General features: G+C 74.2%; 11 protein-coding genes. All 11 read left to right on the forward strand.

The genetic code is table 11. From position 1 onward, the window contains the following. Positions 1-2,449 (forward strand): SDR family NAD(P)-dependent oxidoreductase (locus ACFY30_RS38925; protein ID WP_390849872.1); only part of this gene is annotated, 2,449 nt, incomplete at its 5' end. Positions 2,450-2,636: 187 nt separating this feature from the next. Beyond that, positions 2,637-12,989, forward strand: coding sequence for a type I polyketide synthase (locus tag ACFY30_RS38930; RefSeq protein WP_390849890.1), 10,353 nt, complete (start codon positions 2,637-2,639; stop codon positions 12,987-12,989). 319 nt (positions 12,990-13,308) lie between these two features. Continuing rightward, positions 13,309-14,367 carry a beta-ketoacyl-ACP synthase III gene (locus tag ACFY30_RS38935; RefSeq protein WP_390849873.1) on the forward strand — a complete coding sequence of 353 codons (1,059 nt, stop codon included), beginning with the start codon at positions 13,309-13,311 and terminating at the stop codon, positions 14,365-14,367. A 49-nt stretch (positions 14,368-14,416) separates the two neighbouring features. Continuing rightward, a complete protein-coding gene (locus ACFY30_RS38940) occupies positions 14,417-15,625 on the forward strand; it encodes a cytochrome P450 (RefSeq protein WP_390849874.1) in 1,209 nt (402 codons plus the stop codon). A gap of 120 nt (positions 15,626-15,745) precedes the next feature. Further along, positions 15,746-18,514 (forward strand): phosphoenolpyruvate synthase, encoded by a 2,769-nt coding sequence (locus tag ACFY30_RS38945; RefSeq protein WP_390849875.1) that lies wholly within the window; start codon positions 15,746-15,748, stop codon positions 18,512-18,514. Continuing rightward, positions 18,511-20,163, forward strand: a complete 1,653-nt coding sequence (locus ACFY30_RS38950) for a hypothetical protein (RefSeq protein ID WP_390849876.1) — start codon at positions 18,511-18,513, stop codon at positions 20,161-20,163. The genes ACFY30_RS38945 and ACFY30_RS38950 overlap by 4 nt, the downstream gene beginning before the upstream one ends. Positions 20,164-20,201: 38 nt before the next feature. Continuing rightward, on the forward strand, positions 20,202-21,296 hold the full coding sequence (locus ACFY30_RS38955; RefSeq protein WP_390849877.1) for an SDR family oxidoreductase: 1,095 nt from the start codon (positions 20,202-20,204) through the stop codon (positions 21,294-21,296). Continuing rightward, the gene (locus ACFY30_RS38960; protein WP_390849879.1) at positions 21,293-22,237 is read left to right on the forward strand and encodes a nucleoside-diphosphate kinase; all 945 of its coding nucleotides are present in this window, start codon (positions 21,293-21,295) and stop codon (positions 22,235-22,237) included. Before ACFY30_RS38955 ends, ACFY30_RS38960 begins: the two co-directional genes overlap by 4 nt. Before the next feature lie 13 nt (positions 22,238-22,250). Beyond that, positions 22,251-23,234 carry a ScbA/BarX family gamma-butyrolactone biosynthesis protein gene (locus tag ACFY30_RS38965; protein WP_390849880.1) on the forward strand — a complete coding sequence of 328 codons (984 nt, stop codon included), beginning with the start codon at positions 22,251-22,253 and terminating at the stop codon, positions 23,232-23,234. Between the two features lie 58 nt (positions 23,235-23,292). Continuing rightward, positions 23,293-24,192 (forward strand): hypothetical protein, encoded by a 900-nt coding sequence (locus ACFY30_RS38970; protein WP_390849881.1) that lies wholly within the window; start codon positions 23,293-23,295, stop codon positions 24,190-24,192. Further along, entirely contained in the window at positions 24,189-24,842 is a 654-nt protein-coding gene (locus ACFY30_RS38975) for a nitroreductase family protein (RefSeq protein WP_390849882.1), read from the forward strand. Before ACFY30_RS38970 ends, ACFY30_RS38975 begins: the two co-directional genes overlap by 4 nt. Positions 24,843-24,930: the final 88 nt, after the last annotated feature.

Here is a 24,930-nt window from a genome sequence, read left to right on the forward strand (position 1 = left end):
TGAGGCGTGGGTGCGCGGCATCCCGGTGGACTGGACGGCGGTGTTGGCCGGCCACGACGCCCGTACCGTCCCGCTGCCCACCTACGCCTTCCAGCACCGCCGTTACTGGCTCGACCTCCCCGAACCCGCCCCCCACGGCGAGCCCGGCAGCCCCTCGGTCGACGAGGTGGACGCTCTCTTCTGGGAGGCGGTCGAACGTGAGGACCTGGAGGCCCTCGCCGACACCCTCGACCTGGCGCCCGAGCGGCGCCGGACGCTCGACACGGTGGAACCGGTGCTGCCCGTCCTGGCGCAGTGGCGCCGGCGCAAGCGGGAGAGCGCCGTGCTGGACTCCTGGCGCTACGCGGTGACGTGGCAGCCGGCCGGCGCATCGGTGGCCGGGCCGGGCCCGCTGGCGTCTCACTGGCTGGTCGTGGTGCCCGGCGCCGACGGGACTGCCGAGGGCACCGCCCAGGAACCGGCCGAGGGCACGGCCCGGGAACTGGTCGAACGGCTGCGCGGACACGGGGAGGTCGACGACGTCGTCACGGTCGTCCTCGACGTGACGTGTGAGGACCGGGCCGCTCTGGCGGACCGTCTGCGCGAGGCCTTCGAACAGAACCCGCTCATCGGCGGCGTACTCAATCTGCTTCCGCTCGCACCGCGCGGTGACCGCTCCGCCACCGAGCCACGGTCCTCCGCCGTGCCCGAGGCCGTCGCGACGACCTTCCTGCTCATGCAGGCGCTCACGGACACGGAGGTGGAGGCACCGCTGTGGACGGTCACCCGGGGAGCGGTCGGCGCGCCCGGCCCGGCCGCCGGTCCGCTCCCCGAGCAGGCGGCCGTCTGGGGGCTCGGCCGGGTCTACGGGCTCGACCGTCCCCAGCGCTGGGGAGGTCTCGTCGACCTCCCCGCACCTCCCGACGACGAGCACGCATCCGACGGCGCGGGCGCGGGTGCGGCACTCGGCACACACGTCTGGGACCGGCTCTGCACCGCTCTGGCGGGCGACGAGGACGAGGACCAGTTCGCCGTACGCGAGGACGGACTGTACGTACGCCGCATGATCCGCAAGCCGGTCGACACCGAGGCCGGCGAACGGCGCACGGTCGGGTTCACGGGCACGACGCTCATCACAGGCGGCACCGGAGCCCTCGGCGCGCACCTGGCCCGACGGCTCGCCGCGACCGGTGCCGGGCATCTGCTGCTCGTCAGCCGGCGAGGCCCGGACGCTCCCGGCGCGGACGGACTGGAGCGCGAACTCACCGCGCTCGGCGCCCGCGTCACCATCGCCGCCTGCGACATCACCGATCGGGAGGCCCTGGCCGCGGTGCTGGCGGACGTACCCGAGGACGCGCCGGTCAACGCCGTGGTGCACGCGGCGGGCACCGAGCCGCCGGCCGTCGCGATCGGGGACACGGACCTCGACGCGCTGCAGGAGGTGATGTGCGCCAAGACCGCGGGTGCCCTGCACCTCGACGCACTGCTCGGCGACCGCCCGCTGGAGGCCTTCGTCCTGTTCTCCTCCGGCGCGGGTGTCTGGGGCGACGGGGGCCACTCCGGTTATGCGGCGGCCAACGCCTACCTCGACGCGTTCGCCGAGTGGCGCCGCAGCCGCGGCCGCACCGCCACCTCCATCGCGTGGGGTGCCTGGGCCGGCGGTGGCATGGTCCACGAGGCCGAGGGCGACCGGCTGCGCCGCTACGGCGTCCCCACCATGGACCCCGAGGTGGCCGTGGGCGCCGTACAGCAGGCCCTGGCGTACGACGAGACGGTCCTGGTCGTCGCCGACGTGATCTGGGAACGGTTCGCGGCGACCTACTCGGCCGCCCGCCGCCGGCGCCTCTTCGACGAGATCCCGGAAGCCCGGTTCCTCGACGCGGCGCGGGCCCGTGCCGGTGCGGCCGAGACCGAAGGCGCGGACGTACCCGGTCCGGCGCGGTCGTTCGCCGACCGGCTGGCCGGCATGAGCCGGGCCGAGCAGGAACGGACCGTGCTCCAGCTCGTGCGTACGCAGGTCGCGGCGGTTCTCGGCCATGACGGTACCGGCGCGATCGGCCCCGGCCACGCCTTCCGCGATCTGGGGTTCGACTCCCTGACGGCGGTCGAGCTCCGCAACAGGCTGAAGGAGGTCACAGGTCTCGGCCTGCCCGCCACCCTGGTCTTCGACCACCCCACCCCGGCCGCGCTCGGCGAACGCCTGCTGTCGGAACTGACCCCGCGGACGGAGGGCGCGGACACAGGGGATCTCACGCCGCTGGACGCGCTGGAGGCTGCCGTCGCCGCCCTCGACCCGGCCGACGACGTCTCCCGCACCAGGATCACCACCCGGCTGCAAGCGCTGCTGTGGCGCCTGTCGGACGGCCCGGCGGAGAAGCCGGCCGGCGGCGACCCCGACGAGGCACCGCTCGAGGCCGTCTCCGACGACGAGATGTTCGACCTGATCGACAAGGAACTCGGCCTCAACTAGACCGCCGGCGGGGCGGTGTACTCCCCCCTGGCCGCCCCGTCCGGCTCATCCCCTCCCATCGCACCACCGACACCACCCGCACCATCCGCACCACCCAGCACCGAACCACCCCGTCCGACCGCCCGGTTGCCAACGCCGCATGGGTGACTTCAAGCCTTCGGGCCTGCTCTAGGGACTGATGACGTTCATGGCTAACGAGGACAAGCTCCGCGACTACCTCAAGCTGGTCACTACCGACCTTCGGCAGACCCGCCGACGCCTCCAGGAGGTCGAGGCCCGGCAGCAGGAGCCCATCGCCATCGTCTCGATGAGCTGCCGCTTCCCCGGCAACGCGCACACTCCGGAAGACTTCTGGGCCATGCTGGTGGCGGGCGTCGACACCGTGTCCGAGCTGCCCGCGAACCGAGGCTGGGACCTGGAGAACCTGTACCACCCCGACCCGGAGCACCAGGGCACCAGCTACACCCGCTCCGGCTCGTTCCTGTACGACGCGGCCGACTTCGACCCCGGGTTCTTCGGCATCTCGCCGCGCGAGGCCACGATGATGGACCCGCAGCAGCGACTGCTCCTGGAGACCTCCTGGGAGGCACTGGAACGCGCCGGGATCGACCCCGGCACCCTGCGCGGCGAGAAGGCGGGCGTGTTCGTCGGCAGCAGCGACCAGGGGTACGGGGCCGCGGCCGCCCGGGCCCGGGACCGCGTCGAGGGACACATGCTGACGGGCGGCTCCGGCGCGGTGCTCTCCGGCCGTATCGCCTACACCCTCGGATTCGAGGGCCCCGCCGTCACCGTCGACACCATGTGCTCCTCGTCGCTGGTCGCGCTGCACCTCGCCGTCCAGGCCCTGCGCCAGGACGAGTGCCGCCTCGCCCTCGCGGCCGGCGCCACCGTCATGGCCGGCCCCCGCAACTTCGTGGAGTTCAGCAGGCAGCGTGGGCTTGCGCCGGATGGTCGGTGCAAGCCGTTCGCGGCGGGTGCGGACGGCACGGGCTGGGGTGAGGGTGTGGGGGTGCTGTTGCTGGAGCGGTTGTCGGATGCGCGGCGCAATGGTCATCCGGTGCTGGCGGTGGTGCGGGGTTCGGCGGTCAACCAGGACGGGGCGAGCAATGGTCTGACGGCGCCCAACGGTCCTTCGCAGGAGCGGGTGATCCGTGCGGCGCTGGCCAACGCCCGTCTGAGCGCGGATCTCGTGGACGCGGTGGAGGCGCACGGCACGGGCACGACGCTGGGTGACCCGATCGAGGCGCAGGCCCTGCTGGCGACCTACGGCCAGGATCGGGAAGAACCGCTGCGGATAGGCTCTCTCAAGGCCAACATCGGCCACCTCCAGGCAAGTTCGGGCGTCGCCGGCGTCATCAAGATGGTCCTCGCCATGCGGCACGGCGTCCTGCCGAAGCTGCTGCACCTGGACGGGCCGACACCGCACGTCGACTGGTCGTCCGGAGCGGTCGGCCTCCTCACGGAGAACGAGGAGTGGCCCGAGACCGGCCGCCCCCGCCGCGTGGGCGTGTCCTCCTTCGGCGGCAGCGGCACCAACGCCCATGTGATCCTGGAGCAGGCGCCGGAATCCGGCCCCGGGACGCGGGAACCGGAGACCACCGACGACACCGTGGCACCGGTGTTCGTGGCCGGCGGCCCGGTTCCGTGGGTGGTGTCGGGGCGTGGTGGAGAGGGGCTCACCGGTCAGGCGGGGCGGCTGGCGTCGTACGTGGAATCGGCCGGCGAGGACGTCCGGCCGGTGGATGTCGCGTGGTCCCTGGCCGCCACCCGTGCCGCGTTCGAGAACCGGGCTGTCCTCCTCGGCGCGGATCGGAGCGAACTCCTGTCCGGCCTCGGCGACCTGGCGGCCGACCGCACGGTCCCGGGAGCGGTGACCGGCAGCTTCGACGTGGTCCCCGACGGCACCGTGTTCGTGTTCCCGGGGCAGGGGGCGCAGTGGGTGGGGATGGGGCGGGAGTTGTGGGATGTCTCGCCGGTGTTCGCTGCGTCGATGGAGGCGTGTGAGCGTGCGCTTTCCCCGCATGTGGAGTGGTCGTTGAGTGAGGTGGTGCGGGGCGGCTGCGAACTGGTTGATGTGGATGTGGTGCAGCCGGTGTCGTGGGCGGTGATGGTGTCGTTGGCGGCGGTGTGGCGTGGGTGTGGGGTTGTGCCGTCGGTGGTGGTGGGTCATTCGCAGGGGGAGATCGCGGCTGCGGTGGTGGCGGGTGGTCTGTCGTTGGAGGACGGGGCGCGGGTGGTGGCGTTGCGGTCGCGGGCGATCCGGGCGATCGCGGGGCGCGGCGGCATGGTGTCCGTCCCGTTGGCTTTGACTGAGGTGGAGGAGTTGCTGGCCGGCTGGGCGGGCCGTATCGATGTGGCTGCGGTGAACGGTCCGGGTTCGGTGGTGGTGGCGGGGGATGCGGATGCGCTGGATGAGCTGATGGCGCACTGCGAGAACAGTGGCATCCGGGCGCGTCGTGTCCCGGTGGACTACGCCTCCCACACCCGGCACGTGGAGGCCATCGAACAGGAACTGGCACGAGTGCTGGCACCGGTTTCCCCGCGCACGGGTGAGGTGCCGTTCTTCTCGACGACCGAGGCGGAGGTCATCGACACCGCTGGGCTGGACGGGGGTTACTGGTATCGGAACCTGCGTCAGCGGGTGCGTTTCGCCGACGCCGTCGAAGGCCTGCTGGCACAGGGTTACGGGGCGTTCGTCGAGGTCAGTTCCCACCCGGTGCTGGGTATGGCGGTGCAGGAGGCGGCACCGGACGCGGTCGTGGTCGGCACGCTGCGTCGGGACAAGGGCGACGCCCACCGTTTCCTGACTTCCCTCGCTGAGGCGTGGGTGCGCGGCATCCCGGTGGACTGGACGGCGGTGTTGGCCGGCCACGACGCCCGTACCGTCCCGCTGCCCACCTACGCCTTCCAGCGTCGTCGTTACTGGCTGGAGAAGACGGTTCCGGCAGGGGTGGGGGTGTCCGGGCAGGAGGTGGTGGACGCCCGCTTCTGGGAGGCGGTCGAGCGTGAGGATCTGGAGGCGCTGGCGGGGACGTTGCGGGTGTCCGACAGTGAGGCGCTGGCGGGTGTTCTTCCGGTGCTGTCGGGGTGGCGCAGGGAACAGGTGGCGCGCTCGGCGGTGGACGGCTGGCGGTACAAGGTGGTCTGGAAGCCGGTCGCCCAGGACACGCGCGCCGTCGACCTGACCGGTCCCTGGCTGCTCGTCGTACCGCAGGGACACCCCGACACCGGCCTCATCACCTCCCTCTCGGGCGGTCTGACGGCCCACGGCGCCGAGGTGACCACCCTCGAAGTGGCCGCCGGCGTCGACCGGGAGCGGCTCACCGCTCTGCTCGGCGGTGTCGTCGGCGACGACGAAGGTGCCGCGCGGCCGGCCGGTGTGCTGTCCCTGCTGGCGCTGGACGAGTCGCCGTACGCTCCGGGCAGCGCGCTCGGCAACGGGCTCGCCCTCAACACCGCGTTGGTGCAGGCGCTCGGGGACGCGGGCGTGGCCGCGCCGCTGTGGATCGCCACCCGGGGCGCGGTGTCCACGGGCCGTGCCGACCGGCCGGCCGCGCCCGTCCAGGCGCAGGTGTGGGGGCTCGGCCGGATCGCCGCTCTGGAGTACCCGCAGCGCTTCGGCGGGCTGGTGGACCTGCCGCCGGACCTGGACGACCGTGCCCTGGCCCGGCTGGTCGCCGCCCTGTCCGGAGCCGCCGAAGAGGACCAGGTGGCCGTACGGGGTTCCGGGCTCTTCACACGGCGGCTGGTACGGGCGGCCGCCCCGGCCGACCCCGCGTCGACCGGATGGGTGCCGAACGGCACCGTGCTGGTGACCGGGGGAACCGGGGGCGTGGGGGCGCATGTCGCCCGCTGGCTGGCCCGCAACGGCGCCGGTCATCTGCTGCTGGCCGGACGCCGGGGCCCGGACACGCCCGGCGCGGCCGAGCTGGAGGTCGAGCTGACCGGGCTCGGCGCCCGCGTCACGCTCGTGGCGTGCGATGCCGCCGACCGCGACCAACTGGCCGCGCTGCTGGCCGCCGTACCCGAGGACCAGCCGCTCACCGCGGTCGTGCACGCGGCCGGGGTGCTCGACGACGGAGTGCTGGACGGCCTCACCCCCGAGCGGGCGGAGACCGTGCTGCGGCCCAAGGTGGCGGCCGCACTGCATCTGCACGAGCTGACCCGGGACCTGGACCTGGACGCGTTCGTGCTGTTCTCCTCGCTCGCCGGCACCCTCGGCGGCCCCGGGCAGGGCAGTTACGCCGCGGCCAACGCCTTCCTCGACGCGCTGGCCCGGCAGCGGCACGCCGACGGGCTGCCCGCCACGTCGGTCGCCTGGGGCGCCTGGGGCGGCGGCGGTCTGGCCTCAGGCGAGACCGGCGAGCGGCTGGCCCGTTCCGGCATGCCCGCCATGGATCCCGAGTCGGCCCTGACCGGGCTTCAGCAGGCCGTGTCCGCCGGGGAACCCGTGCTGGCCCTGGCCGACGTACGGTGGGAGACCTACGCGTTCGCCCACTCCGACCGTGCGCCGCGGGTCCTCGCCGACCTCCCCGAGGTGCGGGAGGCTCTCGCGGCGCGTACCGTGTCCCTGGCGGACGGCGGTGACGGAAACGCGCTCACGGCGCGCCTCGCAGGCCTTCCGTACGACGAGCAGCGGCGCGAACTCCTCGGGCTGGTGCGGACCCTGGCCGCCGCGGCGCTCGGGTACCCCGGCGCCGACCAGGTCGACGAGGAGCGGGCCTTCCGCGACCTCGGCTTCGACTCGCTCACCGCGGTGGCCCTGCGCAACACCATCGCCGAGAGCACCGGCCTCCGGCTGCCGGTCACCCTGGTCTTCGACCATCCGACCGCCGTCGCGCTCGCCGCGAAACTGCACGCCGACCTGTTCGGTGCCGCCGTCCCGTCCGGCGCGACCGGCCCGGCGCCGGCCGCCGCGTCCCGGCCGGCCGCGACGGACGACGACCCGGTGGTGATCGTGTCGATGGGCTGCCGCTACCCCGGCGGCGTGGACGGCCCGGAGGAGCTGTGGAGGCTGCTCGCGCGGGGCGGTGACGCCGTGTCCGCCTTCCCGGAGGACCGCGGCTGGGACCTCGAGGCCGCCTTCGACCCCGACCCGGACCGGCCCGGCACCTTCTACGCCCGCGGCGGCGGATTCCTGTACGACGCGCACCACTTCGACCCGGATTTCTTCGGGATGAGCCCGCGCGAGGCGCTGGCCGTGGACCCGCAGCAGAGGCTGCTGCTCGAGACGTCGTGGGAGGCGTTCGAGCGGGCCGGCATCGACCCGAGGACCCTGCGCGGCAGCAGCACAGGGGTGTTCGTCGGCTCCAACTACCACGACTACGGCTCCCGGGTGCAGCACGCCCCGAAGGACTTCGAGGGCTATCTGGCCACCGGCAGCGCCGGCAGCGTGGCCTCGGGGCGGATCTCGTACACCTTCGGTCTGGAGGGCCCGGCCGTCACCGTCGACACCGCGTGCTCCTCGTCCCTGGTGGCCCTCCACATGGCCGCCCAGGCGCTGCGCGCCGGTGAGTGCACCATGGCGCTGGCCGGCGGGGTCACGGTGATCTCCTCGCTGGACACCTTCATCGAGTTCAGCCGGCAGCGGGCGCTGTCCGCGGACGGCCGCTGCAAGGCGTTCTCCGACGACGCCGACGGGGCGGGCTGGGCCGAGGGCGTCGGCGTCGTGCTGCTGGAGCGGCTCTCCGACGCCCGCCGCAACGGCCACCCCGTCCTCGCGGTGCTCGCCGGTTCGGCGGTCAACCAGGACGGTGCCAGCAACGGCCTCACCGCGCCGAGCGGCCCCGCGCAGCAGCGCGTCATCCGGCAGGCCCTGGCCGCCGCCGGGCTCGCCCCGGCCGATGTGGACGCCGTCGAGTCGCACGGCACCGGCACCCGGCTCGGTGACCCCATCGAGGCGCAGGCGCTGATGGCGACGTACGGTCAGGACCGGCCGCAGGACCGGCCGCTGTTCCTCGGCGCCCTGAAGTCGAACATCGGGCACACACAGGCCGCCGCCGGTGTCGGCGGTGTGATCAAGATGGTGCTTGCGATGCGGCACGGGATGCTGCCCCGCACCCTGCACGCCGAGCGCCCGTCGACCCGGATCGACTGGACCGAGGGGGCGGTGTCGCTGCTGACGGAGGCCGTCGCGTGGCCGGAGGCCGAGGGACGTCCGCGCCGGGCCGGTGTGTCGGCGTTCGGTATCAGCGGCACCAACGCCCATGTGATCCTGGAGCAGCCGCCCGCCGAGTCCCCTCGGCCGGCCGCCGAGGACGGCCCGTCACCGGAGGAAGCGCCCGTGCCGGTGGGCTCCGGCGGTGCCGTCGTCCCCTGGGTGCTCTCCGGCCGCAGCGCCGACGCCCTGCGTGCCCAGGCCGTCCGGCTGCTCGCCCATCTGGAGGACCCGGAGCGGCAGGATGCCGCCGCGCCCCTCGACGTCGCGCACTCGCTCGCCCTCGGCCGGGCCGGATTCGACCACCGGGCGGCCGCCGTCGGCCGTGACCGGGACGAACTCCTGTCCTCCGTACGGGCGTTGGCGGAGGGCCGGGAGGCTCCGGGGCTGGTGCGCGGAGTGCGGCGCCGTGGCGGGCGCACCGCGTTCCTCTTCAGCGGTCAGGGAAGTCAGCGTCCGGGTATGGGCCGTGACCTGTACGCCGCCCACCCCGTGTTCGCCGACGCCCTCGACGCCGTCTGCGCCGAACTCGACCGCGAACTCGAACGGCCCCTGAAGGAGGTGCTGTTCGCCCCGGCAGGTTCGCCCGACGCCGAACTGCTGGACCGCACCGCCTACACCCAGGCCGGGCTGTTCGCCCTGGAAGTGGCACAGTTCCGGCTGCTGGAACACTGGGGTCTGCGACCGGACCTCGTCGTCGGCCACTCCATCGGCGAGCTGGCCGCCGCCCATGTCGCCGGAGTGTTCGACCTCGCCGACGCCTGCCGTCTGGTCGCCGCACGCGGCCGGCTGATGCAGCAACTGCCGGACGGCGGGGCCATGCTGGCCGTGCAGGCGGGCGAGACGGAGGTCGCGCAGGCCCTGCGGACCTACGAGGACCGGGTGTCCCTCGCCGCCGTCAACGGGCCGGCCTCCGTGGTCGTCTCCGGCGACGAGGAGGCCGTGGAGGAACTCGCCCAGGCGTGGCGCGAGGCCGGGCTGCGCACCAAGCGGCTGACCGTGTCGCACGCCTTCCACTCGCCGCGGATGGAACCGATGCAGGCCCGCTTCGCCACCGTCGCCCGCGAGACGGCGTACGCGGCCCCGAGCGTTCCCGTCGTGTGCGACCTCACCGGCGAACTCGCCGACTCCGGGCAGCTGGAGGACGTCGACTACTGGGTCCGCCACGTGCGCGGCACGGTCCGCTGGGCCGAAGCCGTCGCGACCCTGGAGCGGCAGGGGGTGACCGCGTACCTCGAACTGGGCCCCGACGCGGTGCTCACCGCCATGACCCGGGACTGTCTCGCCGAACCGCAGGCCGCCGTCGTCACTCCGCTGCTGCGCCGCGACCGGCCCGAGGAGACCGCGGTCACGAGCGCCCTCGCCACCCTTCACGTGCACGGCGCGGGCCCCGACTGGGCCGCCTTCTTCGCCGGCCGTCCGGTGCGCCGGGCCGATCTGCCGACGTACGCCTTCCAGCGGGCCCGGTACTGGCTCGACGCCGAACCCCGCGTGCCGGACCTCGCCGCCGCGGGGCTCTGCGCCGGCGAGCATCCCCTGCTCGCGGCGGGCACGGCCCTGGCGGGCGGCGACGGCTACCTGCTCACCGGACGGCTGTCGCTCAGCAGCCACCCCTGGCTCGCCGACCACGCGGTCTCCGGCACCGCGATCCTGCCCGGCACCGCCTTCCTGGAGCTGGCGCTGCTGGCAGCCGACCGGGTCGGCTGTGCCGCCGTCGACGAACTCACCCTGGAGGCGCCGCTCGTGCTGCCCGAACAGGGGGCGGTCCACCTCCAGGTCACCGTCGGCGAACCCGGCGAGCAGGGAGTGCGCGGGGTGACCGTGCACTCCCGGCCGGACGACGCGGCGGACGACGAGCCCTGGACCCGCCACGCGCTCGGGCAGCTCGGCACGACGGCGGACCCGGCGGTCGACGTCCCGCTCGGGCCGTGGCCGCCGCAGGGCGCCGAGGAGATCGCGGTGGACGGGATCTACGACCGCTTCGCCGCGGGCGGCTTCGGCTACGGACCGGCGTTCCAGGGGCTGACCGCCGCTTGGAGGCTCGGCGAGGAGGTGTACGCCGAGGTCGAACCGTCCGCCGGGGTCGCCGCCGACGCCGGCGGGTACGGGCTGCACCCGGCCCTGCTGGACGCCGCCCTGCAGACCGTCGGACTGACCGCCGGCGCCGCCTCCGGGACCGCGCTCATGCCGTTCAGCTGGACCGGTGTACGCCTGCACGCGCCCGGAGCGGGTGCGCTGCGGGTGCGTCTCGTCCCGGCCGGACCCGACACGGTCGCGCTGACCGTCACGGATCCCGCCGGCAGCCCCGTCGCCACGGTGAGCGGGCTGACCCTGCGTCCGCTGCCCGCCGGGCAGCTCGGGGACGCCCGCGCCGCCGCCCGTCATCTCCACGAACTGGAGTGGGCGACCCCCGCCGCCGCCCCCGCCCGGACCGCCTCCACCGGCTTCGCCGTCCTGGACGGCGACGGCGACCCCGCCCTCGGGGAGGCACTGACGGCCGCCGGGCTCGCCGCCGCATCCCACCCCGACCTGGCCGGCCTCGCCCACGCCGTCGCCGCAGGCGGCCTTCCGGTACCCGGGACGGTGCTGGCCGCCGTGCCCGGCCTCGCTGACGACGAGGGGGGCCTGCCGGCCGGAACCGACCTGGCCGCCGCGGTGCGCCGGACGACCGGCCGTGTGCTGCGGTTGCTGCAGGACTGGCTCGCCGACGACACCTTCAATGCCACCCGGCTGGTGCTCGTCACCCGGCACGCCGTCACCGTGCACGACGGCGACCGGGCACCCGACCCGGTGGCGGCGGCCGTATGGGGTCTGGTGCGCACCGCGCAGACCGAGAACCCGGACCGGTTCGTGCTCCTCGACTGGGACGGCGCCCAGGAGTCGTACCGGGCGCTGCCCGCCGCGGCCCGCCACGAGGAACCGCAGATCGCCCTGCGCAAGGGCGAGTCGCGGGTGCCGAGGCTGGTCCGTGCCCGGCTGACCCGGACGGCGGACGGCGGCACCGGCACGCTGCTCGACCCGGACGGCACGGTCCTGGTCACCGGGGCCACCGGCGCGCTCGGCGGCCTGGTCGCCCGGCACCTGGCCGGCCGGCACGGTGCCCGGCACCTGCTGCTCGCCGGCCGGCGCGGCCCCGCCGCGCCCGGTGCGCGGGAACTCCTCGAGGACCTGACCGCGCTCGGTGCCCGGGCCGAACTCGTCGCCTGCGACACCTCCGACCGGGAGGCGCTGGCCGCGCTGCTCGCCACGGTCCCCGCGGAGCACCCGCTGACCGCCGTGGTGCACACCGCGGGCGTCCTCGACGACGGCGTGATCGGCTCCCTCACCCAGGAGCGGCTCGACACGGTGCTCGCCGCCAAGGCCGACACCGCGCTGCATCTGCACGAGCTGACAAGGGACAGCGAGCTGCGCGCCTTCGTGCTCTACTCGTCGCTCGCCGGTGTCCTCGGCGGCTCGGGGCAGGGCAACTACGCGGCGGCCAACGCCTTCCTCGACGCCCTCGCCCGGCAGCGGCGCGCCCACGGCCTGCCCGCCCAGTCCCTGGCGTGGGGCCTGTGGGAGGAGCGGTCGGCCATGACGGGCAAGCTGGACCAGGCCGACCTGGTGCGGATGGCGCGCGGCGGAGTCGTCCCGATGCCGTCCGAGCAGGCCCTCGGCCTTTTCGACGCCGCCGTGGCCACCGGCCGGGCCGTGCTGGTCCCGGCCCGCTTCGACACGGCAGGGCTGCGGACGCCCGACGGGGAGGTCCCGGCCCTGCTGAGGTCCCTCGTCAAGCCCGCCCCCGGTCGTCGCGCGGCCGCCGCCGACGGGGCGGCGCCCGCCGAGCGGCTGCGGCGCAGGCTCGCGGACCTGGACGCCGAGGCGCGCCTCGCGGTGCTGGCGGATCTCGTCCGCGACCACGCGGCGGCCGTCCTCGGCTACGCCGACTCCGAGGCGGTGGACCCCGAACGCGGCTTCCTGGAGCTGGGCTTCGACTCGCTGACCGCCGTTGAGCTGCGCAACCGGCTCAACTCCGCCACCGGGCTCAGGCTGCCGGCCACCCTGCTGTTCGACTACCCGACGCCCCTCGGGCTGGCCCGTCATCTGCGGGCCGAGACCGCGCCGGGCGGCGCAGCGGCCGTACAGCCGATGCTGGCCGAACTCGACCGGATGGAAGGCGTGCTGGCGGAGATCGCCGGCGACGAGACGGTGCGCTCCGCGCTGGCCGAACGGCTGCGCGGGCTGCTGTCCGCACTGGACACGGCGGTGCCCGCCACGACCGCGGTGACGTCCGCCGCGGACGGCGCCGGTGGGCCCCCGCAGACGGAGGTCGAGGAGCGCATCGACGCGGCCAGCGACGACGACCTCTTCGACTTCATCGACAAGCAGTTCGGATCCGCGTGACGGGACGACGACGGTAGACCGCGGTCCCCTCTTCCGGGACGGCGGGGCCGGCGGGTTCCGGCCCGCCGGCCCGCCGGAGGGTGCACGGCCCGGACGCGGTGAGGCCGAACTTGGTCCCACCGCAGCCGAGTTGCGCATCCGTGTGCCGTCATCGGGCCCCCTCCGCCGCTGACGGGGCGTCGGGCGTCGCCCGAGATATAGGGCTTCACCTAACACATGCCGAGATCGGCGGATGTGAGCCGGTGTTCGGTGAATGGTTGAGCTCGGGCCGCTTTCCGGTCCCGGTGCGGCCATCGGGCTGTGAAAGGAGCTGGAGGCCATGGAACGAGCGGCAGTCGTCGCCGGACTCGGGGGCTGGGTTCCCCCCACCGTCGTCACCAACGACCAGCTGGCGGAGGTCCTCGACACCAGCGACGAGTGGATTCACCGCCGCACCGGCATCCGGGAGCGCCGCTGGGTCTCGCCGGGGCAGTCCACCGGCGACCTGGCCGTGGAGGCCGGGCGGCGGGCACTGTCGTGCGCCGGGCTGGAGGGCGTCGACGCGGTGGTCCTCGCCACCAGCTCCCCGGACCGGCACTGTCCCGCGACCGCGCCCGAGGTGGCCACCCGGCTGGGACTGGGTCCGGTCCCGGCGTTCGACGTGGCGGCGGTGTGCACCGGCTTCGTGTACGCCCTCGCGACGGGCGCCGGAATGGTCGCGCTGGGCGCCGCCCGGAGCGTGCTGGTCGTCGGCGCGGACGCGTTCTCCACGCTCCTCGCCCCGGACGACCGCTCGACCCGGGTGATCTTCGGTGACGGCGGTGGCGCGGTGGTGCTGCGCACCGGGTCGCCGACCGAGCCCGGCGCGCTCACCGGCCTGAACCTCGGCAGCGACGGCAGCCTCAGCGATCTGATCGAGGTGCCGGCCGGCGGGTCCCGGCAACGGTCCACGGGGCTGCCGGCCAAGACCGAGGACACCTACTTCACCATGCAGGGGCAGGCCGTCTACGCGCAGGCGGTGCGGCGGATGGCGGAGTCGGTGCGGGAGACCGCCCGGCGCACCGGATGGGACCTCGCGGAGATCGACTCCTTCGTGCTGCACCAGGCCAACGCCCGCATCCTGGAAGCGGTCGCCCGGCGGCTCGGCCTGCCGCCGGAGCGGTTCCTCTCCAACATCGAGGTGCGGGGCAACACGGTCGCCGCCTCGATCCCGCTGGCCCTGGCCGACGGAGTCGCCTCCGGCGAGCTGCGCCCCGGGCACAAGGTGGTGCTGGCCGGCTTCGGCGGCGGCCTCACCTGGGGATCGATGGCCCTGGTCTGGCCCCGCCTCGCCGCGCACCGGACGGCGTCGCCGGAGCCCCCGGCCACCTCCGCCGGGACGGACACCGGCACGCCCTGACCGCCGCGCCGACGCCCGAGGCCCCACCACCAGGTCACCAGGAGGAACGTTGGACGCGCAGTCGATCGTCGCCCAGTTGCTGACGCCTGAGGGACGAGCCGATCCCTACCCGCTGTACGAGCGCGCCCGCGAACTGGGACCCGCCGTGCCGGCCGGGGACGGTCTCCTGCTGGTCAGCGGTTACGAAGCCTGCCGCCAGGCGCTGCGCAGTCCGGCACTGGGCGCCGACATCAACCTGGTGACCTGGGGCGCCGACCTCGCCGCACATCCCTCGCTGGCCCTGCTGAGCCGGACCCTCTTCGTCGCCAACCCGCCCCACCACGGGCGGCTGCGTTCGTCGATGTCCCAGGTGTTCACCGCACGGAGGGTGGCGGGCATGGAAGCCGGGATCGCCGGCATCACCGACGCCCTGCTCGACACCCTCGCGGAGGCCGGCTCCTCACCGGTGGACTTCATGGACGCCTTCGCCTTCCCCCTGCCCGCCCATGTCATCTGCGACCTGCTCGGAGTCCCCGCCGAGGACCGGGAGCGCTTCCGGGGCTACGCCGCGGATCTGAGCGCCACCCTGGAACTGCTCGCCGACCCCTCCGGACTGGAAGCCGCCGACCGGGCGGCGCTGGAGGTCCACCGGTACTTCACCGAGCTGGCCGACAAGCGACGGGCCGACCCGCGCGACGACCTGGTGACCGCCATGGTCGGGGCGCGCGACGAGGGAACCCTGCGGGACGACGAGGAACTCGTCGCGAACCTCGCCGGCCTGCTGCTGGCCGGTTTCGAGACCACCACCTACCTCCTCGGCAACGGCCTGCAGGTGCTGTTCGAGCACCCCGAGATCATGGCCGGCCTGCAGGACGGAACCGTTCCGGTGGAGGGCTTCGTCGAAGAGGTTCTGCGCCACGACTCACCCTTGCAGGTGAGCAACCGGGCCGTGCTGACCGACGGCGTCCTGGTCGGGGGCGTGCCGGTGCCGGCGGGCAGCCATGTGGTGCTCCTCCTGGGCGCCGCCAACCGCGATCCCGCCCGCTACGAGGACCCGGACCGCTTCGACCCCCACCGTCGGGACATCCAGCCGCTCAGCTTCGGCGGGGGAGCGCACCACTGCCTCGGCGCCATGCTGGCCCGGCTGGAGGCGGCCACCGCCTTCAGCCAACTGCTGGCGCGGTTCCCCGCTCTGCGCCCGGCCCCCGGGGACGGGCCGGTCCGCCGTGACCGCCTTGTCCTGCGCGGCCATCAGAGCCTGCCGGTCGTCGTGGCCTGAGGACGAACGACCGTCGGTTTTCAGCGAAGTTGCCACGGCGCCCGACTCGAAAGGTTTCGCCCGGTCCCGCCGTGAGAACTTCCGGTGAGGTCGAGCGCAAAGCCATGCGGAGGAATCACCTTGTCGCTCACCACGGAATCCGAACGCCGGACCGTCGGCGTTCTGTCGCCCTCCAGCGAGGAGTTCCTGATCGCCCGGTGGGCCGGTGGAAAGGGCAGAAACCTGCACGCCCTGACCGCGGCCGGCTTCCAGGTGCCGGACTGGTCGGTGATCGGCCTCGACGTCTTCGCCGGCTTCTCCCGGAGCAGCGGACTCGACGAACGGCTGGCCCGGCTGCTCGCCGACGGCTGGGACAGCACGGCCGGGCGGGTCGCCGCCGAGATCGCCGCCCTCATCGAGGCGACACCCCTCGACGAGCGCACCGCCTCGGCCGTCGCCCTGGCCTACCGGCAGGCCGGCGGCGGCCTGGTCGCGGTCCGCTCGTCCGGACAGGAGGAGGACGGCACCGAGCACTCCTTCGCCGGCCAGTTCGACAGCTACCTCAACGTCCGCGGCCTCGACCAGGTCATGGCCCACGTCCGCCGGTGCTGGGCCTCCGGATTCTCCGAGCGGTCCCTGCTCTACCGGGCGCAGCGCGGACTGCCGCCCGGCACCGCGGGCGTCGCCGTCGTCGTCCAGCGCATGGTGCCCGCCGAGCGCAGCGGTGTGCTGTTCACCGCCGATCCGACGACCGGCCGGACCGACCGCCATGTGGTCAGTGCCGTCCACGGGCTGGGGGAGGGGCTGGTCTCCGGGGCGGTCGACGCGGACACCGTCGTCCTCGACGCCACCACCGGCGAACCGCTGAGCACGGTGATCGGCGACAAGCAGGAACGCTACGACGCCGACGCCGGACCGGGGTGCCGGGTGTCGCCGGTCGCCGACGAGGACCGCGAGGCGCTGTCCCTGACCGCCGACGACCTGGCCCTGCTGCACGCGGCCGGGGTCCGCGCGACCGAGTACTACGGCGCCCCGCAGGACATCGAATGGGCCATCGCCGACGGCACCCTCTGGCTCCTGCAGAGCCGCCCCGTCACCACCCTCGGCCGAGATCCCGGGACCGCGCCGGAACCCGAGGGGGAGCTGCGGGTCTGGGACAACTCCAACATCATCGAAAGCTTCAGCGGCGTCGTCTCCCCGCTCACCTACAGCTTCGCCGCCGACACCTACGCCAAGGTGTACGAGAGCTACGCCCGCGCGCTCGGCGTCAGGGGCGAGCAGCTGCGCGAGGTCCAGGAGTGGACCCCGCACCTGCTCGGCTATGTCCACGGACGGGTCTACTACAACCTGTACCACTGGTACCGCATGGTGCGCCTGGCACCGCTGTATCCGCTCAACCGCCGGGTGCTGGAGAAGTCGCTGGGCGTCGCGGAGAGCATCTCCGACGAGACCGCCGACGCACTGCACCCCTTCACCCCCCGGCCCGGACTGCGCGGCCGTCTCTCGCGGCTGGCCCGAACGGCCGTGTTCGCCAGGCGCTTTGTGACCATCGGGAAGTCGGTGGAGATCTTCCACCGGGACTTCTACCGGGCGTACGAGGTCTTCAACAACGTCGACTACGACGCGCTGCCCGGTGACGAGACCTACCGCCGCTTCCGCCGGCTGCAGAGGGAACTCATCGAGAAGTGGGGCCCCATGCAGGCCCTGGACGCCACGATCCTGCTCTCCGTCGGCCTGCTGGCCCTGCTCACCCGCCGGTGGCTGCCCGACGCGCCCGAGTGGTTCACCTGGGCCGCGGCCGCTCCCGGCGGCGACGTCGAATCCGCCGAACCGGCCTGGGCGCTGGCCGACCTTGCCACGAAGGTGCGCGCGGACGACGAGGTGCGGCACCTGCTGGAGCACACCCCCGACGCCGACGCCTACCAGGCGCTGGCCGAGGCCGGCCACACCGGCATCGTGGCCGCCGTCGACGCCTACGTCGCCTCCTACGGCTACCGCAGTCCCGACGAACTCAAGCTGGAAGTCCCCGACCTGTACGAGAACCCGGCCGGACTGTTCACCCTGCTGCGCGACGCCCTGCCCGAGACCCGGGGCGGCGGCGCGGGCGAGCACCGCGGCGAGGCCGACGCATACCTCGACCGGCATCTGCGCGGTCCCCGCCGCTGGGTGTACGAGCGGGTGCGGCGCAAGGCCCGGGCCGCGCTCACCGACCGGGAACGGCTCAGGTTCTGCCGCACCCGCGCCTTCGGCGCCGCCAAACGCATGCTGCGCGCCCTGGGCCGCGACCTCGCCCGCAACGGCGCCCTCACCGCCTGGGACGACGTGTTCATGCTGCGTCTGGAGGAGGTCCGGGGCGCCTACGAAGGCATGATCGACCACACCGGACTGAAGGAACTGGCCGCCCTGCGAAGGACACAGCTCGCCGCGGACGCCGAACTCCACGCGCCGGCCCGCTTCACCACCCGAGGCGCCCCGTACTGGTCGGGCAACCTGGAACGGGCCGGCTGGAGCAGCGGACCCGCCGCCCGCAGCGGCGTCCGCGAACTGCGTGGCACCCCCTGCTGCCCCGGAGTCGTCGAAGGGCCCGCGGTGGTCACCGACACCCCCCGTGACATCGGCGGCGGCATCCTGCTCACCTATCGCACCGACCCCGGCTGGGTGGCCGCGCTGCCCTCGGCCGCCGCCCTGGTCATCGAACGCGGCAGCCCGCTGACCCATGTCGCCGTCGTGGCCAGGGAACTGGGGATCCCGACGGTGGTACAGGTCAGGAACGCCACCACCGAGATCCGCACCGGCACCCTCCTGCGCGTCGACGGCGCCGCCGGCACGGTCACCGTACTCGCCGACCCGCCCGACGGCGGCGCGGCCGCCGAGACCCCGGACACCCCCAGGACGGAGACACATCCGTGATCCTCACCGAGGGCCAGCTGCAGGACCTGCTCGACAAGTCGCTCGCCGAACTCCCTCCGGGCGCCGACTGGGCGGTGGTGCTCGAAGGCTCCATCGCGGAGGGCTTCGGCAACCCCTCCTCCGACATCGACTTCCTGCTGGTCGCCCGGTCCGAAGCCGACCTGCCCACCATGCCGTCGCTGCTCTTCGTCGACGGCCGCCGGGTGGAGATCCGCACCCGGTCGGTCCGTCAGCTCGCCGACCAGTTCCGCGCCCTGCAGGAGGGCGCCAGGCGACCGGGCCGGCTCTCCGAGGACCTGCTCAACCGGTGCCAGCGGCTGCTGAACAGCCACCCGCTGCGCGGCCACGACCTGGTCGACCAGGTCAAGGCGACGCTGCCGGCGGAGCGGTTCGCCCGGATCGCCGCCGACTGGTGGGCGCACCGGGCCCGGCAGTCCCTGCGGCACGCGATGGCGCTGCTGTGCCTCGGCGAGACCGACGAGGCGGTCGACTGGACCCGCGCCGGACTCGTCCAGACGATCAAGTCGTGGGCGGCCGGACAGGGCGAGACCTACCTCGAACCCAAGTGGCTGTCCATGCAGCTCGACCGGACCGACCGCCCCGACGTGCGCGACCGCTACTGGGAGCTGGAGACGGCCGCCCCCGCACCGGGCGACGCCGACGCGGCCCGGGCGCACCTGACCGCCTGCCTCGCCTTCGCCGGCGAACTCGGCCTCACCGGCGTCCCCTGCCGCCCCGAGCGGCTCACCGTCGAACGCGTCGCCGGGGTGACCACCTGGCAGACCGACGAGCGCGTGCACGTCGTCCGCGGCCGGCGCGAGGTGTTCGCCCTCGGCGAGCGCGCCGGAGCGGTCTGGCGCTCCCTCGTCCCGGGCCGGCCGCTGCCCCAGGTCCTGGCCGCGGCCTCGGACACCGGCGTCACCCGCCCCGGCCCGCTGCTGGCCGCGTTCGTGCGCTACGGGCTGGTCCGGCTGGCCTGGAAGGGCGGCGGCACCGTCACCCCGACGCTGCCGCTCGCCGCGCCCCCCGGCCCCGTCACCCCGCCGCCGTCCACCGCGCAGCCGCTGCTCTCGGTGCGCGGCGCGGCCGTCAGCGGCCCCGACGCCATCGACCTGGTGCCGCTGCCCGCCGAACGGTTCGCCGCCGCCACCATGGCCCTGGTGTGGTCCAACGTCGTCGTCGAGAACGCCATCGAGGACCTGACCGGGGCCCTCCAGCGCGGACAGTGGCGGGTCGCCGAACTCACCGCCCGCCGCGCCGTGCACGCCGCGCTGCGCGGCCTGTTCAGCGCGTACGGCGTCAACCCGCTGCCCGCCGACTCCGACCTGGTCCGCCGTATCGACCTGCTGCCGCCCGCCGCCCGGCAGTTCCGCGCCCGCGCCGAGGAACTGCTGCGCCGCACCATCGACTCGGCGGAGGCTGGTGGCGAGGTCCTCGCCGAACTGCGCGACTACGTCGCCCTGGTGCGGGGCACGGCGGGCGCCGATGCCTTCCCCCTCTCCTTCGACTCGGCGGACACCTGGCGGGCCACCCTGGAGCTCGGCTACGACTGGCTGCGCATCGGCGCCTACCTCGACGCGGAACTGCCCCTCGAGGAAGCCCGCGACCTGCTCGCCAGCAACGGGGCCCAGCCCCACCAGGCTGCCTGAGCCACGCCGCCGTCCCACCCCTTCTGGAGGATCGATCGATGGCCGACACGATGACGGTGCTGGTGACCGGCGCCAGCGGCTTCGTGGGCGCGGAGGTGACCGCCCGGCTCACCGGCGCGGGCCACACCGTGCTCACCCTGCTGCACAGCAACGGCGACATCGTCCGCAACAACGGCAGGAAACTCGCCCCCGGCCCGGGCACCCTCACCCGGATCACCGGCGACGTCACCCGCCCCGGCCTCGGGCTCACCGGGGACGACCGGCGGCTCGTCGCCACCGCCGACCGGATCGTGCACTGCGCCGCCGTCACCGACTTCGGACTTCCCGAGGAGCGGTACGAGAGCATCAACGTCGTCGGCACCCGGCACGTCCTGGACCTCGCCCTGGCCCACCGCACCCCGCTGGTGCACGTCAGCACGGCCTATGTGTGCGGGGAGCGCGACGGCGTGGCCCTGGAGGACGAGCTCGACGTCGGCCAGCAGCCCGGCAACGGCTACGAGAAGAGCAAGCTGGCCGCGGAGACCCTGGTCCGCAAGGCCGCCGCGGAGGGCCTGCCGGTGGCGGTGGTGCGCCCCAGCATCGTCACCGGCGCCGCCCGCACCGGCCGCTCCCGCGACTTCAAGACCGTCTACCCCGTGCTCAAGATCATCACCAGGGGCCTGGTGCGCACCGTACCGGGGCACTACGACGCCGCCCTGGACCTCGTGCCGGTCGACCACGTCGCCGACCTGGTGACGGAGGCCACCACCCGCTTCGAGGACGCCGAGGGCCTCACCCTGCACGCGGTCGGCCAGACGCTGACCCTGCGGGACTTCTCCGACGTCCTCGCCGAGTACCCGTCCTTCCGGGTGGCGAGGTTCGTCCCGCCGGCCGCGTTCTCCCCGTCGGCCCTGTCCGACCGCGAACGCCCCTACTACGACCGTGTCATCTCCCTCTACGACACCTACTTCCGGCGCCGGATCCGCTTCGACGACAGCCGGGCCGCCGCCTTCAGCGGCCGTCCGGCGTACGCGGGCGGACGCCCCTACCTGCGCCGCCTCCTCGACCACTGCCTGAAGGTCGGCTACCTCGGCGCGCCGCCGCCCCGGGAACCGACCGCCGCCCCGACGGAAGGGAGCACCACCCCGCGATGACCCACTCCGACCACCCCGAGCCGGCGTACGGCATCCCCGTCTCGCCCCTGCTCACGTGCCACCCCGGGAAACAGCGGCTCTACGGCGCGGACACCTACTACCAGGAGAGCTACGAACAGCTCGCCGCCCTCACCGACGACGCCACCGGCTTCGCCCATCGCCACGCCGCGCTGCTGCTGAAACCCGACGCCGTGGTGGCGCGGACGCTGGACGCGGCCGTGGAGTGGCTGACCGAGCAGGACTTCCGGATCGTCGGCGCGGCGACCACCCGGCTGACCCGGACCATGATCCGCTCCCTGTGGTACTTCCAGTGGAACCTCGCCACCCCCTACCGCAGGCGGCTCGCCGCGCTCTTCCTGGAGGACGCGGACGCCCTCGTCCTGCTCGTCCGCCCCGGGCGCGACAGCGACATCCCGGCCTCGGTCCGCCTCACCGCGCTGAAGGGCCCGACCGACCCCGAAGCCCGGGTGCCCGGCCAGCTCCGCCATCTGCTCGGCCGCTACAGCTACCTGCTCAACCTCGTGCACACCCCCGACGAACCCGCCGACGTGCTGCGCGAGCTGGCCGTGCACTTCGGCCACGCCGGACGTGACCGCCTCTTCCGCTCCGCGCTGGCGGGCGAGGACCGCAGCGCGCACGCCCTGGACCTGGCCGACGAGCTGTACGCCCACACCAAGCCCCGCGACCTCGACTTCGAGCCCGCCGTCGAACGCCTGCGCGCCGCACTCTCCGGCCGGCCCGGCCTCGGCCCCGACGCCACCCCGCGTCACCTCCTGGAACACGCCTGGGAGCACGGCCTCGACATCGATCCGTGGGACACGGTCATCGTCGGATCCAAGGTGCTCCCCATGCGGCAGCCCGGTCGCGCACCGGTGCTGGACGGGGCCGGCGTCGACCAGTGGCGCCGCCACCTGGACGCCCTCCGCGGCGCCCTGAACTGAACGAGGAGCCGCCATGCAGTTCGCCCGGACACTCCCGAAGGAGCTGGTGCACCGGGCAGCGATCGCCGAGGTCTTCCTGACCGACGCGGAGCGCCACGGCGAGGACGAGATGCGGCTGGCCGCACAGCTTCCCCGCCTGCACCCCTTCTACGACGACGTCCTCGGCCCCCGCACCCATCACGACCCCCTGCTGTTGCTGGAGGCCTGCCGCCAGGGCATCTTCGTGGTGGCCCACCGCTACCTCGACGTACCCCTCGGCCACAAGTTCCTGTTGCGGGCGGTCGAGTACGAGGTGCCCGAGCCCGCCGCCCTGGTCCGCGGCGACACCCCCGCGGAAGCGGTCATCGGCGTCCGTGTCGAGCACCGGACCCGCGACCGGACCGGGGTGACCGGGCTGCGGCTGCGGTTCACCGCGGCCATCGGCACCCGTCAGGCCCTGCTGGCCCGCATCGACTACGTGTGGATGCCATCGCAGGCGTGGACCCGCCTGCGGGCCGGGCAGCGGTGCGCGCTCGGCCTGTCCGATCCCCCCGTCGCGCTGCCCGGACGCCCCCTCGACCCGGGCCGGGTCGGCCGGCGCCACCGGGCCAACGCGGTGATCACGCCCCCGCACACCGCCCACGACGGCGTCCGCACGGCCCGCCTGGTGGCCGCGACCACGCACCCGACGCTCTACGACCACTGGGTCGACCACGTCCCCGGCATGCTGGAACTCGAGGCCTTCCGGCAACTGGCCCTGACCGCCGCCGTGGTCGACGGCGCGGTGCGCGCGCCCACGGCGCTGCCCGTCCGCCTGCGGGCCCGCTTCCGCCGCTTGGCCGAGATGGACCTGCCGCTGGAGTGCCGGACCGCTCCGGTGGTGCCGGGAGCCGACATCGAGTGCACCCTGCACCAGCCCGGGGCGCTGGTCGCCGAGGCCCGCGTCGGGTTCGCCGACCGCGACCCGGCCGGCCCGGCGGGCGCCCTCGCGAGCATGGCGGCACACGCCCGTGTCTGAGCCGCCCGCCACCACCGAAGACACCGGACCCCGTACCCGGGACGGGGAACCCCCCGCCGTGAGCACCGTCGCCGTGTCCCGCGTCCCCGCCCGGCTGGGCCGGTTCGTGCTGCGCAGGTTCCGGCCCCACGTCTACGCCACCTACGGCCTGCTGTGGGTCCTCGCCCTGGAGGGCTCCGCCGTGTCCCTGACCGGCACGGCCTGGAGGCCCGCCGGCGCCACCTGGGTGCGGGTCGTCAGCGTCGTCCTCGCCCTGCTGTTCCTGCGGATGCTGGACGAGCGGAAGGACTTCGCGTACGACCGTGTCCACCACCCGGACCGGCCGCTGGTCACCGGTGCGATCACCGTCGCCGAGCTGCGCGGCGCGATGGCCGCCCTCACCGCGGTGGCGGCGGGCCTGAACGCCGCGCTGTCCGCCACGGCCGTCCTGCTGATCCTGGCCGCCCTCGGCTACGGCCTGTTCCTCGCCGCCCTGGAACGCCTCTCGGCGGCGGTACGCGACCGGCAGCTGCTCAACCTCGCGGTCACCTACCCGGTGCAGGTCCTGCTCGGCGTCTATGTGTACGGGTCCCTGGCCGCCGCCGGGACCGTCACCGCCGACCGGCGCGGAGCGCTGCTGCTCGCCCTGTGCGCCTGTGTGTTCCTGCACTTCGAGTTCGCCCGCAAGACCGCCTGGGAGGCGGAGCCCGGCGCACGCCTGTACTCGGCCGGCCTCGGCCCCCGGGGCAGCGCGGTGGTCACCGCCGGCCTCGCGGCCGGGGCGGTCGCCTGCCAGGTCGTCCTGTTCGTGCCGGACGGCGCGCTCGGGCTGCTGCCCTGTCTGACGGCGGTCCTGCCGGCCTGGGGCACCCGGCGGTTCCTGACCGCGCGACGCGGCGGCTGGCCCCTGCCCACCGCGATGGCCTTCGTCGTGACGACGTACCTCGCCCTGGCCGTCCGGGCGGTGGTGCTGCCGTGACCGCTCCGCCTCCCCTGTCGGGCGAGGAACTGCTGACCACGACCCGCTGCGTGCGGCGCGGCCTGGACCTGGAGCGCCCGGTGGACCCGGAACTGGTCAAGGACTGCCTGCGCATCGCCCTGCAGGCCCCCAACGGCAACAACCGCCAGAGATGGCACTGGCTGATGCTCACCGATCCGCGGATCCGCGCCGGTGTCGCCGAGGTCTACCGGGCCGCCTTCGACGACCGCAACGGCGCCGCCCTGCGCCGGCTGGACGAGCAGCCCGAGGGGACCCGCTCCGTGCTCGGCGGCGCCCGGCTGCTGGCCGAGCGGCTGCACCGGGTGCCGGTCCTGGTCATCCCCTGCCTCGAACCGGCCGACGGCCGGCTGCCGGAGGGCAACCAGGCCGGGTTCTGGGGGTCGCTGCTGCCCGCCGCCTGGAACTACGCGCTGGCCGCCCGCAGCCGGGGCCTGGTCACCGCCTGGACGGCCGTCCATCTGGACCGCGAGCGGGAGGTCGCCGACCTGCTGGGTCTGCCGCCCACCGTCCGCCAGGGCGCCCTGCTGCCGACGGCGTATCCGCTGCGCACCACCTTCCGGCCCGGGCCGCGGCGGCCGCTCGAAGAAGTCCTGCACCACGACGGCTGGCAGGGCGGCGACCGCGCGTGACACCCGGACCCCGGACGTCAGGCTGTGGCGGGGAAGACGTCCGGGGCCCTCCGCCGCACCCACGCGGCAGAGGGCCCCGGACGTCGTC

Source organism: Streptomyces sp. NPDC000345 (genome assembly GCF_042898825.1).
Taxonomy (GTDB): Bacteria; Actinomycetota; Actinomycetes; order Streptomycetales; family Streptomycetaceae; genus Streptomyces.

Coding starts and splice junctions, on each gene's coding strand:
- ACFY30_RS38960 (WP_390849879.1), top strand. CDS start 21,293: ATGACCCACTCCGACCACCCCGAGCCGGCGTACGGCATCCCCGTCTCG.
- ACFY30_RS38955 (WP_390849877.1), top strand. CDS start 20,202: ATGGCCGACACGATGACGGTGCTGGTGACCGGCGCCAGCGGCTTCGTG.
- ACFY30_RS38965 (WP_390849880.1), top strand. CDS start 22,251: ATGCAGTTCGCCCGGACACTCCCGAAGGAGCTGGTGCACCGGGCAGCG.
- ACFY30_RS38935 (WP_390849873.1), top strand. CDS start 13,309: ATGGAACGAGCGGCAGTCGTCGCCGGACTCGGGGGCTGGGTTCCCCCC.
- ACFY30_RS38930 (WP_390849890.1), top strand. CDS start 2,637: ATGGCTAACGAGGACAAGCTCCGCGACTACCTCAAGCTGGTCACTACC.